This is a genomic window from Luteococcus sp. H101, from assembly GCF_038433155.1.
Lineage (GTDB): Bacteria > Actinomycetota > Actinomycetes > Propionibacteriales > Propionibacteriaceae > Luteococcus.
The window spans coordinates 131,500-143,957 of record NZ_JBCDMW010000007.1 but is presented as its reverse complement, the minus strand read 5'-3'; the positions used below and the strand labels follow the sequence as shown (position 1 = coordinate 143,957).

At 69.5% G+C, this 12,458-nt stretch carries 8 protein-coding genes; 5 read left to right on the top strand and 3 right to left on the bottom strand.

The window, feature by feature from the left end; translation table 11 throughout:
* Nucleotides 1–17: 17 nt before the first annotated feature.
* The 5 genes from AAEX60_RS02360 (at nucleotide 18) to AAEX60_RS02340 (ending at nucleotide 9,414) form a co-directional block, all read left to right on the top strand.
* Nucleotides 18–2,372 carry a LuxR C-terminal-related transcriptional regulator gene (locus tag AAEX60_RS02360; protein ID WP_342100892.1) on the top strand — a complete coding sequence of 785 codons (2,355 nt, stop codon included), beginning with the start codon at nucleotides 18–20 and terminating at the stop codon, nucleotides 2,370–2,372.
* A 27-nt stretch (nucleotides 2,373–2,399) separates the two neighbouring features.
* Nucleotides 2,400–2,723, top strand: coding sequence for a thiamine-binding protein (locus AAEX60_RS02355; protein ID WP_342100890.1), 324 nt, complete (start codon nucleotides 2,400–2,402; stop codon nucleotides 2,721–2,723).
* A 135-nt stretch (nucleotides 2,724–2,858) separates the two neighbouring features.
* The gene (locus AAEX60_RS02350; protein WP_342100887.1) at nucleotides 2,859–4,517 is read left to right on the top strand and encodes an NAD(P)-binding protein; all 1,659 of its coding nucleotides are present in this window, start codon (nucleotides 2,859–2,861) and stop codon (nucleotides 4,515–4,517) included.
* A 120-nt stretch (nucleotides 4,518–4,637) separates the two neighbouring features.
* Nucleotides 4,638–8,246, top strand: a complete 3,609-nt coding sequence (gene nifJ, locus AAEX60_RS02345) for a pyruvate:ferredoxin (flavodoxin) oxidoreductase (RefSeq protein ID WP_342100951.1) — start codon at nucleotides 4,638–4,640, stop codon at nucleotides 8,244–8,246.
* Between the two features lies 1 nt (nucleotide 8,247).
* Entirely contained in the window at nucleotides 8,248–9,414 is a 1,167-nt protein-coding gene (locus AAEX60_RS02340; protein ID WP_342100885.1) for a dihydroorotate dehydrogenase-like protein, read from the top strand.
* Nucleotides 9,415–9,618: 204 nt separating this feature from the next.
* On the opposite strand, the gene AAEX60_RS02335 is transcribed toward AAEX60_RS02340, so the two are convergent.
* Genes AAEX60_RS02335 through AAEX60_RS02325 form a run of 3 tightly spaced genes read right to left on the bottom strand, consistent with a single transcriptional unit; the run spans nucleotide 9,619 to nucleotide 12,429 of the window.
* Nucleotides 9,619–11,892, bottom strand: coding sequence for a heavy metal translocating P-type ATPase (locus tag AAEX60_RS02335; protein WP_446721235.1), 2,274 nt, complete (start codon nucleotides 11,890–11,892; stop codon nucleotides 9,619–9,621).
* On the bottom strand, nucleotides 11,889–12,098 hold the full coding sequence (locus tag AAEX60_RS02330; protein WP_342100884.1) for a heavy-metal-associated domain-containing protein: 210 nt from the start codon (nucleotides 12,096–12,098) through the stop codon (nucleotides 11,889–11,891). Before AAEX60_RS02330 ends, AAEX60_RS02335 begins: the two co-directional genes overlap by 4 nt.
* A 37-nt stretch (nucleotides 12,099–12,135) precedes the next feature.
* A complete protein-coding gene (locus AAEX60_RS02325) occupies nucleotides 12,136–12,429 on the bottom strand; it encodes a metal-sensitive transcriptional regulator (RefSeq protein WP_342100881.1) in 294 nt (97 codons plus the stop codon).
* Nucleotides 12,430–12,458 lie beyond the last annotated feature (29 nt).

Sequence of the window (12,458 nt, the reverse complement as noted above, 5' to 3'; positions counted from 1 at the left end):
TCGGGGGAGGTGGAAAGGTGGAACAGGTCCACTGTGCACGGCCGGACACGGCACCGGCCCGGCTGATCGGTCAGCTCGACCGGCTGCTGGCGGGACGGGTGGCGGTGATCTCGGCACCCGCCGGGCACGGCAAGGAGAGCCTGGTCCGGGCCTGGCTGGGCGCCCATCCGGAGCTCCGGCACCGCTGCATCGGCTCGGCCCGGGAACTGGATGCGGCCGCCGAGACCCTGGCCGCGGGCGACGACGAGCGGCTGCTGGTGCTGGTGCTGGCCGGGGAGGAGATCCTGGCGGACACGACGGCGGTGACCCGATCCCTGGCCCTGTCCGAAGCCCATCCCCAGGTGCGGATCCTGTTCGTCGGACGTCGCCGGCCGGAGGCTCCGCTGGGCTCGTTGGCGGCCCGCGGCCAGCTGGTGGACCTGGACGGCAGCCAGCTTGCCTGGACCCGGCAGGAGGTGGCCGACGAGCTGGCCCCCCACAGCCCGGACCTGTCCGAGCAGGCGCTGGAGACCATCGTGACCATGACCCGGGGGTGGCCGGCGATCGTGCGGATCCTGGCGCAGCAGGAGCTGGACTGGTCCGCCGCGGACCGGATCACCCGGCTGGTGGACAGCTATGTCAGCGACGAGGTGCTGGCCGGCCTCGACGACGATGACCTGGAACTGCTGCACCAGCTGGCAGCCCTGCCCGAGCTGGATCCGCTGGCGGCCACCTGGCTGACGGGCCGCGGCGACGCCGCGGCCCAGCTCACCCGGCTGCAGTCCCACGGGCTGCCGATCACCTGGGGGGCGGACAACTCCATCCGGCTCAATCCCGTGCTGCGGGAACACCTCACCCGTCGACTGGTCCGCGAGGACCCGGAACTCGGCGAACGGCTGACCGAACGGGCGACCCTGTGGTTGCGCAACCGCGGCCGCTACCTGGACGCGGTGGCACTGGCCGTCGAGGCGCGGATGCTGCCGCTGGCCTGGCAGCTGGCCGCGGAATTCCTCACCGTCAACCTCCACCGGGACCGCCTGGACGAGGCGCTGCCGCGGCTGACCGAGCTGATCCCGCCCGGCTGGGAGATGGACGCGGTGCGCTCCGTCTCCGCGGGGCTGGTGAACCCGGCCGCCATGATTGCCCAGGTGGCGGCCCTGGGCCCCAGCCTGTCGGCCGGGGACCTGACCGGGCGGCTGGGGCATGTCTGTCTGGCCCTGGGCACCGTGCGACGTGCCGGCTACCCGGCCGACATCGACGTGAGCTCCGCGATGCGCCTGGCCGAGCAGGTGGAGGACGAGGACCTGCACGAGCTGCACCAGGCCCAGCTGGCCGCCGTCCGGCTGGAGCGTGGCCTGTGGTTGCTGCACCACTGCCGGATGGCGGAGGCCCAGGACGTGCTGCTCACCGCGCTGGGCCTGGCCCGGGTGGTGCAGGTGCCCTGGGTGCTGGTGACCGCACTGTCCGCGCTGGCCTTCATCCACGCCGAACAGGGCAGCACCGCCCAGGCGGCCCTGCTGGCCGACGAGGCACTGGAGCACGGCGAACAGACGGACTTCTCCACCGAGGCAGTCACCGAGTATGCGCTGCTGGCCAAGGTGCTGGTGGCCGTCGACACCGGCAACCTGGCCGCCGCCCGCCACTGGGTGGACCGCCTGGAGGCTCGCACCGGGCACCCGCGGGAGACCGACGCGATCCGCACCCACGTGCTGGCCCTCCATGAGATTGCCCGGGACGAGCCCGGCCGCGCCCGGGACCTCGTCAACGCCTACCGGGACCAGCCGCACCCGCCGGCCTCCCCGCTGGACCAACTGGTGACCGGGATGGCGGCCTTCAATGCCTTCATGGCCGACGACGACCTCGGCGCCGCCGGCCAGGAGCTGACGGACCTGCTGGCCCAGCCGCTGGGCGAGCGACTGCCCAGCCTGGTGGTGCCGCAGGCCCGGCTGGCGCTGGCCCAGGGCCGGCCGGAGCAGGCCCATCAGCTGCTGGCGCCCCTGGCCGGCAGCAACCGGCCATTGCACGACCACGCCAAGTACACCCTGTTTGCGCTGATGGTCTTCGGCACCGCCGCGGACCAGCTGCACCGACGGGAGGAGGCCACCAAGGCCTTCCAACGGGCCAGCGTGCTGGCGGCCCGGCTGGGGCTGGACGCCACCAATGCGCGGCACACCCGGATTGCCGGCAGCCGCCCCAAGATCCCGCTGACCGAGGCGGAGCGCACCGTGCTGGCCAGCCTGGATTCCAGCCGGACCCTGGGTGAGACGGCGGACCAGCTGTTCATCTCCCTGAACACCCTGAAGACCCACCTGCGCCGGATCTACAAGAAGCTGGGGGTGGCCAACCGGGAGGAGGCCATCGAGCGGGCCCGGATCCTGGGCCTGCGGGGCTGAGGATCCCGTCGGGCATAGGCTCGGGGCATGCTCGTAGCCTTCAGCGTTGCCCCGTCCGGCGTCGGCCCCAAGGGCGGGGAGAATCCCGACGCATCCGTGCACGACGCCGTCGCGGCCGCCGTCCGGATCGTGCGTGAGTCCGGCCTGCCCAACCGCACCGATTCCATGTTCACCACCATTGAGGGTGACTGGGATGAGGTGATGGACGTGGTCAAGCGGGCCACCGAGGCCGTTGGCGAGTACGGCAGCCGGGTGGCGCTGGTGCTCAAGGCCGACATCCGCCCGGGCCGCACCGGGGAGATGACGGCCAAGCTGGACCGGCTGGAGGCCGCGCTGGACGCGCAGGCCTGAGCCTGCCGGGCGGCTCCCGAGCCCCTCCCGTCGCCCCGGGTAAGGCAACCCTTAGCCCAATTCCTCCGGAATCGGCGGTTACTATCGCCTGTAGTGGACGCAACCGGTGGCGTCCCCCGCGGAAGGGATTCACGCATGACCCAGCCAGTAACCGATCCCCAGGGCGAGAGCGCCGCGCGCGACATCACGCAGCTCCCGGACTTGGCCAGCGCTGCCGGCCGCGTCGGCCCGGTGCGCACCCGGATGCCCGTCTACGTCGATCTGCTGCCGCCCTGCAATGCCGGCTGCCCCGCGGGCGAGAACATCCAGGAGTGGCTGCGGCTGATCAAGCACGGTCAGGAGGAGGCCGCCTGGCGCCAGCTCACCCGGGACAACCCCTTCCCCGCCATCCACGGCCGGGTCTGCTACCACCCCTGTGAGAATGTCTGCAACCGGGTGGAGCTGGACGGTTCGGTCAGCATCCACTCGGTGGAGCGCTTCCTGGGTGACACCGCGATCGAGAAGGGCTGGGCCTTCGAGAAGCCACGCAACAACACCGGATTCAAGGTGCTGGTCATTGGCGCCGGCCCCTCGGGGCTGAGCGCCGCCTACCACCTGACCCGGCTGGGGCACGAGGTGGAGATCCGCGACTCCGGGGACAAGCCGGGCGGCATGATGCGCTGGGGCATCCCGGAATACCGGCTGCCGCGCAATGTGCTGGACGCCGAGGTCAAGCGCCTGACCGACATGGGCGTGACCATCACCCTGAACCACACCGTGGAGGACCTGGAGAAGGAACGCAACGAGGGCGGCTTCGACGCGGTCTTCGTGGCCGTCGGGGCGCACCTGTCCAAGCGGGTGGACATCCCCAACCAGGACGCCTCCCGGATGGTGGACGCGGTCAGCTTCCTGCGGGATGTGGCCAGCGGCGAGCGGCCGGTGATCGGCCGCAAGGTGGCGGTCTACGGCGCCGGCAACACCGCGATGGACGCCGCCCGCGTGGCGCGACGGCTGGGCGCCGAGGAATCGGTGATCGTCTACCGTCGCACCAAGGAGCAGATGCCCGCGCACCAGGAGGAGGCCAGCGAGGCCGAGCGCGAGGGCGTCAAGATGAACTGGCTGCGCACCATCTCCTCGATGGACGAGGCAGACCTGACCGTCGAGATCATGGAGCTGGACGAGAACGGCAAGGCCCGCGGCACCGGCCGGTTCGAGAAGCTGGAGGCCGACACCGTGATCCTGGCGATCGGCCAGGAGTCCGACACCCGCTTCCTGCAGGGCATCCCCGGGATGACCTTCGACGGCGACGTGGTCAACGTCAACCCGGACACCCTGATGACCGACGTCCCCGGCATCTTCGCCGGCGGCGACGCGGTGCCCAGCGAGCGCACCGTCACCGTGGGCGTCGGGCACGGCAAGAAGGCCGCCAAGCAGATCGACCTGTGGCTGAACCAGTTCGTCGGGGATCCCAAGATCAAGCACCCCGTGGTCGGCTTCCAGGACCTGCACCTGTGGTACTTCGGGGCGGGTCACACCCGTCGGGAACAGCCGGAGCTGGCCGAGGATGCCCGCGGCAGCTTCGACGAGGTGGTGGGCGGCCTCACCCCGGACCAGGCCCTGTTCGAGGCCAAGCGCTGCCTGTCCTGCGGCAACTGCTTCGAGTGCGACGGCTGTCTGGGCGCCTGCCCGGAGGATGCCGTGATCAAGCTGGGCAAGGACCACCGCTACCGCTTCGACTACTCCAAGTGCACCGGCTGCGCGACGTGTTACGACCAGTGCCCCGTGCACGCCATCGAGATGATTCCGGAGAACTGACGCATGATCCACAAGCAGAAGTCCTACAAGTTGTTCCCCCAGGAGCCGGTCCGGGACCAGCGCAGCGGCATCGGCGCCTTCGTCCCCCCGATGCCGGAGAGCGTCACCGCCCCCTATGGCATGCCCGGCGGCCACGACCCGTCGCCGGTGGAGCCCGGCGAGCGGCTGATCGTCGACGGCAATGAGGCGGCGGTCGACGTCGCCTACCGGCTGAACGAGCTGTGCAGCATCTACCCGATCACCCCTTCCTCCACCATGGCGGAGCTGGCCGACGAGTGGGCCAGCCACGGCCGGACCAACATCTTCGGCCAGGTGCCCACCGTGGTGGAGATGCAGTCCGAGGGTGGCGCCGCCGGCGCCATGCACGGCGCCCTGCAGGGCGGTGCCATGTGCACCACCTTCACCGCCTCCCAGGGCCTGCTGCTGATGATCCCCAACATGTACAAGATCGCCGGCGAGCTGACCTCCACGGTCTTCCACGTCGCCGCGCGTTCCCTGGCCACCCAGGGCCTGAGCATCTTCGGTGACCACCAGGACGTGATGGCGGTGCGCCAGACCGGCGTCGCCATGCTCAGCTCGGCCTCGGTGCAGGAGGCGCATGACATGGCGCTGGTCTCCCAGGTGGCCACCATGCACACCCGGCTGCCCTTCGTGCACTTCTTCGACGGTTTCCGCACCAGCCACGAGCTGAACACCCTGGAACGGCTGAGCGACGACGTGCTGCGCGCCATGGTGCCGGAGAAGCTGGTGCAGGAGCACCGCGCCCGGGCCCTGAGCCCGGCCAATCCCTTCATCCGCGGCACGGCGCAGAACCCGGACACCCACTTCCAGTCCCGGGAGACCGCCAACCCCTTCTACACCTGGGCCCCGTCGGTCACCCAGAAGGTGATGGACAACTTCGCCAAGCTCACCGGTCGGCAGTACCACCTGGTGGAGTATTACGGCGACCCCGAGGCCGAGCAGCTGGTGATCGTGATGGGCTCGGGCGCCGAGACGGTGCGCGAGACCGTCGACCACCTGGTCAAGCAGGGCCGCAAGGTGGGCGTGCTGCAGATCCGGCTCTACCGCCCCTTCCCCACCGCGCAGCTGCTGGCCGCGATCCCGGACAGCGTGCGTCGGATCGCGGTGCTGGACCGCACCAAGGAGCCGGGCGCCGGTGGCGAGCCGCTCTTCCTGGACGTGGTCACCGCGCTGGGCGAGGCACTCAGCCGCGGCCAGCGGCAGACCATGCCGCTGGTGATCGGCGGACGCTACGGCATCTCCTCGAAGGAGTTCACCCCCGGCATGGTGGTGGGGATCTACGACGAGCTGGGTCTGGAGCACCCCCGGCCGCGGTTCACCGTCGGGATCAATGACGACGTCTCCCACCTCAGCCTGCCCTATGACCCGGAGCTGGACATCGAGGACCCGGCCACGCTGCGCGCGGTCTTCTACGGTCTGGGATCCGACGGCACGGTGGGCGCCAACAAGAACACCATCAAGATCCTCGGCTCGGATCCCGAGACCTTCGCCCAGGGCTACTTCGTCTACGACTCCAAGAAGTCCGGCTCCCGGACGGTCAGCCACCTGCGCTTCGGCCCGAACCCGGTCAAGGCGCCCTACCTGGTCAGCAAGGCTGGCTTCATCGGCTGCCACCACTGGTCCATCCTGGAGCGGGTGGACGTGCTGGAATTCGCCCGCCAGGGCACCACACTGTTGATCAATTCGCCCTACCCGGTGGACGAGGTCTGGGACAAGCTGCCCGAACCCCTGCAGACCAAGATCATTGATCTTGGTGTCGACGTCTACGTGATCGACGCCAATGCCGTGGCCCGCGACGCCGGGCTGGGCGGCCGCACCAACACCGTGCTGCAGACCGGCTTCTTCGCCATCTCCGGAGTGCTGCCCCGGGAGCTGGCGATCGAGAAGATCAAGAAGGCGATCACCAAGACCTACTCCAAGAAGTCGATGGAGATCGTCGCCAAGAACCACAAGGCCGTGGACAAGTCCATCGAGCACCTGCACCACCTGGAGGTTCCCGGCCGGGCCACCTCCGAGCACGGGCTGCTGGCACCGGTGCCGGAGCACGCGCCCAAGTTCGTGCAGCAGGTGACCGCCCCCATGCTGGCCGGCCGCGGCGATGATCTGCCGGTCTCGGCCCTGCCGGTGGACGGCTCCTACCCGTCGGGCACCACCAAGTATGAGAAGCGCAACATCTCCGACCTGATTGCCGTCTGGGACCCGGAGGCCTGCATCCAGTGCGGCAACTGTTCCTTCGTCTGCCCGCACGCCGTGCTGCGCGCCAAGTACTACGGTCCCGACGAGCTGGAGGGCAAGCCCGACGGCTTCGAGACCGTCGAGCTGGACGCGGCCGGCCTGCCGGACACCCGCTACACCCTGCAGGTCTACGCCGAGGACTGCACCGGCTGCGGCCTGTGTGTGGAGGCCTGCCCGGTCACCCCGATCGGCCAGCCCAACCGCAAGGCGATCAACCTGGCGCCGGTGCTGGACCGCACGGAGCAGAAGAAGAATGTCGACTTCTTCGAGACCATCCCGGTCAACGACCGCTCCCGGGTGGACTTCGGCACCGTGCGCGGCACCCAGTTCCTGGAGCCGCTGTTCGAGTTCTCCGGCGCCTGCTCCGGCTGCGGCGAGACGCCCTACCTGAAGCTGCTCACCCAGCTCTTCGGTGACCGGACCAGCGTGGCCAATGCCACCGGCTGCAGCTCGATCTATGGCGGAAACCTGCCGACCACCCCGTGGGCCAAGAATGCCCAGGGCCGTGGGCCGGCCTGGTCCAACTCGCTGTTCGAGGACAATGCCGAGTTCGGCCTGGGCCTGCGACTGGCGGCCGACTTCCACACCAATCTGGCCCGGACCCGGCTGGAGGAGCTGCGTTCCGAGCTGGCCGACGACGAGCTGGTGGACGGTCTGCTGAACGCCCCGCAGCTACAGGAGATTGATCTTGCTCGACAGGCGGAGCGGCTGCAGCGGCTGCAGGAGAAGCTGGCGGCGATGAGCGGACCCAAGGTTGCTGATCTTGCCAGCGTCGCCGACCACCTGCTGCGCCGCTCGGTGTGGATCGTCGGTGGCGACGGCTGGGCCTATGACATCGGCTCCTCGGGCGTGGACCATGTGCTGGCGTCGGGACGCAATGTCAACGTCCTGGTGCTGGACACCGAGGTCTACTCCAACACCGGCGGCCAGTCCTCCAAGTCCACCCCGATGGGCGCGGTGGCCAAGTTCGCCTCCGGCGGCAAGGTCACCAACAAGAAGGACATGGCCATGCAGGCCATCGCCTACGGCAATGTCTACGTCGCTCGGGTGGCGATGGGCGCGGATCCGCAGCAGACGCTGAAGGCATTCCGGGAGGCGGAGGCCTATGACGGCCCCAGCCTGATCATCGCCTACAGCCACTGCATCGCCCACGGCATCGACATCCGCAAGGGTCTGGACCAGCAGTACATGGCCGTCAACTCCGGCCACTGGCCGTTGATGCGCTACAACCCGGTGGTCCGCAACGAGGGTGGCAACCCCTTCCTGCTGGACTCCCCCCGCCCGCGGTTCACGCTGAAGGAGTACCACTCCAAGGAATTGCGCTTCAAGATGCTCTTCAATGCCGACCCCGACGAGGCCGAGCGCCTGTTGGAGCTGGCCCAGGAGCAGGTGGAGCGCCGCTGGACCGACTACGAGCGGATGGCCACCCGCCATGCCTCCGAATTCGCCGCCGATGCCCGGAAGGACGCCTGACATGCCCGAGATGGACGAGGCCCTCAAGGCCGCGATCGCCTCCGCCGCCGCGAAGGCGGCCGCGGGGTCCAATGCGACGGACCAGCTGCGCCCCGGCGTGGTGCCCATCCGTCCCACCCAGCACACCCCCGAGCCCGGGGCCCCGGCGCCGAGCGTCGACGGGGTGGACCTGACCACGAGCTACCTCGGGTTGCAGCTCAGCAGCCCGGTGGTGGCCTCGGCCGGACCGCTCTCCCAGAGCGTCGACGGGATGCAGCAGCTGGCCGACGGCGGTGTGGGCGCCATCGTGATGTACTCGCTGTTCGAGGAGCAGCTGCGCCACGAGGCCGCCCGGGCGGAGGCGATGACCGCCCTGCACGAGGAGAGCTTCTCCGAGGCGCAGACCTACTTCCCCACCCCGGCCTCCAATGTCGGCGGGCTGACCAGCCGCTACCTGGAGCTGCTGGAGGCCGGTGCCAACGCACTGGACATCCCGCTGATTGCGTCGGTGAACGGGGCCACCCACGGCGGGTGGGTGGACGTCGCCAGGCGGATGCAGGATGCCGGCGCCGCGGCCATCGAGCTGAATGTCTACCTGGTTCCCGGTGACGTCACCACCCCCGGCAGCGACGTGGAGAAGCGCCACCTGGAGATCCTGCAGGGCGTCAAGCAGGCGGTGAGCGTGCCGGTGGCCATGAAGCTCTCCCCCTACTTCAGTTCCTTCGGGCACCTGGCCGTCGAGCTGGACCAGGCGGGCGCCGACGGTCTGGTGCTGTTCAACCGCTTCCTGCAGCCCGACGTGGACATCGAGAAGCTGGAGGTCGTCGCCGGGCTGGAGCTCTCCCAGCCGTCGGAGGCGCGCCTACCGCGCACCTGGATTGCCGCGCTGCGGGGCCGGGTGCAGGCCAGCCTGGCGGCGACGACGGGCGTCGAGACCGCGGACGACGTGGTGAAGTACCTGCTGGCCGGCGCCGACGTGGTGATGACCACCTCCGCGCTGGTGCGGCACGGGGCGGGCTACGCGGCCCAGCTCAATGCCGGCCTGGCCAGCTGGCTCAAGCGCAAGGAGCTCACCCTGGAGCAGGCCCGTGGGCTGTTGGCCATCCCGGCGGACGTCGAGGCCGAGGCCTACGAGCGGGCCGGCTATGTGGCGGCGCTGGAGAAGGCCAAGGCCACCTACGGCCGCTGATCCACTGCCCCACCGGAAGACACGACGGCCGGGCCGCTCCCCAAGGAGCTGGCCCGGCCGGTGTGCGTCACGGGGACTCGCCACTCCCCCGAGCAGCCCCGAGGCCCCGCAACACTTCCATCGTGTCACTGTGTCCGGTCAGCTCCTGAGACATCTGGGTGATTGTCCGGGTGACCGGGGTGACGGCGGCGGGTGACGCCGGCGTCAGCCCGCCAGCGGCCGGAAGGTCCGGAGCCGGAGGCTGTTCAGCACGACGAAGACCGAGCTCAGCGCCATCGCAGCCCCCGCGAACATCGGGTTCATGTAGCCCGCCGCGGCCACCGGAATGGAGACCAGGTTGTAGAAGAAGGCCCAGAACAGGTTCTGCTTGATGGTGGCCAGGGTGCGGCGGCTGAGCCGGATGGCGTCCACCGCCAGCATCAGGTCCGGGCGCATCAGCGTGACGTCGCCGGCGGCGATCGCGGCATCGGTGCCGGAGCCCATCGCGATCCCCAGGTCGGACTGGGCCAGGGCGGCGGCGTCGTTCACCCCGTCGCCCACCATCGCCACCTGGCGGCCGTCGCGCTGGGCCGCCTCCACCACCGCCACCTTGTCCGCCGGCAGCACCCCGGCATGCACCTCGTCGATCTCCAGGCCGTCGGCCATCGCACGGGCTGCCCGCTCGTTGTCCCCGGTGAGCATCACGGTGCGCAGCCCGAGCTTCTTCATCTCGGCGATGGCGGCCTTGCTGGTGGGCTTGATGGTGTCGCTGACGGCGATGGCGCCGCGGGCCCGGCCATCCCAGGCCACCAGGACGACTGTCCGCCCCAGGGCGCTGCCCTCGTCGACGGCGCGGGCCAGTTCCTCGGGGATGGTGATTCCCGCGTTGGCCAGCAGGGCGGGGTTCCCGGCCAGCGCCTCCACCCCGGCCACCCGGGCGCGGACCCCGTTGCCGGGTTGGCTGGCGAAGTCAGTGACCGACGGCTGGTCCCCGCCCAGCTGAACGGCGCGCCGGGTGATGGCCTGGCCAATCGGGTGCTCGGAGTGAGCCTCCAGCGCCCCCGCCATCCGCAGCAGCTCGTCGGGGTCGGTCCCGGCGGCGGGGTGCACGTCGGCCACATTCATCTGGCCGGTGGTGATGGTGCCGGTCTTGTCCATGATCACGGTGCCGATGGAGCGGGCCTGCTCCAAAGCGTGCGGGCCCCGGATCACCACGCCCAGTTGGGCGCCGCGGCCGGTGCCAGCCAGCAGGGCAACAGGGGTGGCCAGGCCCAGGGCGCAGGGGCAGGCGATGATCAGCACCGCCACCGCGGCGGACCAGGCAAAGGCGATGCCGGTGCGCTCGTACAGGCGCCACCCGACGAAGGTGGCCAGGGAGATGGCCAGCACGATCGGCACGAAGACGCCGGAGATCTTGTCGGCCAGCGCCTGCACCTGGGTCTTGCCGGTCTGGGCGGCCTCCACCAGCCGGCTGATCTGGGAGAGCTGCGTGTTGCTGCCGATGGCGGTGGCGCGCACCACCAGCCGGCCAGTGGTGTTCATGGTGGCGCCGATCACGTCGTCGCCGGGATTGACATCCACCGGGACGGACTCGCCGGTGATCATCGAGTTGTCCACGGAGCTGTGGCCGTCGACCACGACGCCGTCGGTGGCCACCTTCTCCCCCGGCCGCACCACGAAGCTGTCGCCCACCTTCAGGGCGGCGATGGGCTGCATGGTCTCCACCCCGTCGCGCAGGATGCAGACCTCCTTGGCGCCCATCTCCAGCAGCGAGCGCAGCGCGGCGCCGGCCTCCTGCCGGCTCTGCGCCTCGATCCAGCGGCCCAGCAGCAGGAAGCTGATGATGGCCACCGCACCCTCGAAGTAGATGTTGCCGGCCGGGGAGCTGTGCCCCAGGTGCAGCTCGAAGGGGTGCTTGTAGGGGATGTAGCCGGCATAGCTGAAGAACAGCGAGTACAGGCTCCAACCGAAGGAGGCCAGCGTGCCCAGGCTGACCAGGGTGTCCATGGTGGTGGTGCCGTGCCGCAGGTTCACGAAGGCGGCCTTGTGGAAGGGCCAGCCGGCCCAGAAGACCACCGGGGTGGCCAGCACCAGGCTGAACCACTGCCAGCCGGGCACCTGCAGCGGCGGCACCATGGCCATCAGCACCACCGGGATGGACCAGATGAAGGAGCGGATCATCCGCAGCTTCAGGTCCCGCGCATGGTCCACCGGTTCGGCGTCGGGCACCGGGACGGAGGCGCCGTAGCCGGCATTCTTCACCACGTCGATCAGCTCGGGGACGGTGATGCTCGACGGCGCGAGCAGGTGCACCTTCTCCGTGGCGTAGTTCACGCTGGCCTGCACCCCGTCGACCTTGTTCAGCTTCTTCTCGATCCGGGCGGCACAGGACGCGCAGGTCATGCCCTGCAGGTCCAACTCGACGGACTGCCGAACGTCCGGGCGGGATTCGATGGTGGTGGTCAACGGGGTGCAGCCTTTCGCAGTGGTGCGGGTCAGTTCTTGGTGACGGTGTAGTCGCCGGCCTCGGCGACGGCCTCGGTGATGGCGGCGAAGTCGATCTCCGCATCGCTGGTGACGCTCATCGAGCCGCCCTCCAGGGTCACCTCGACGGCCTGGACGCCCTCCAGCGCCTCCACCTCCTCGGTGACGTGGTTGACGCAGTGCTCACAGGTCATGCCGGTGACGGTGTACTTGGTGATCATGGTTTTCTCCTTGTGGTGTGGGAATTGACGAGCAAGATCAACTGCGGACCAGCCGGGCGATGGCCTGACTGGCCTCCTTGATCTTGAGATCCGCCTGATCTCCCCCCTCCTGCGCCGCGTGCAGCACGCAATGGGTGAGGTGCTCGTCGAGCAGGCCCAGGGCGACGGATTCCAGCGCGCTGGTCATGGCGGAGATCTGGGTGAGGATGTCGATGCAGTACTTCTCATCCTCAACCATCTTCTGCAACCCACGCGCCTGCCCCTCAATCCGCTTCAGGCGGTTGAGGTAGGCATCCTTGTTCTCGATGTATCCGTGATGGACGTGCTCCATGGCGACGATGGTACCCCCCTTGGGTATGC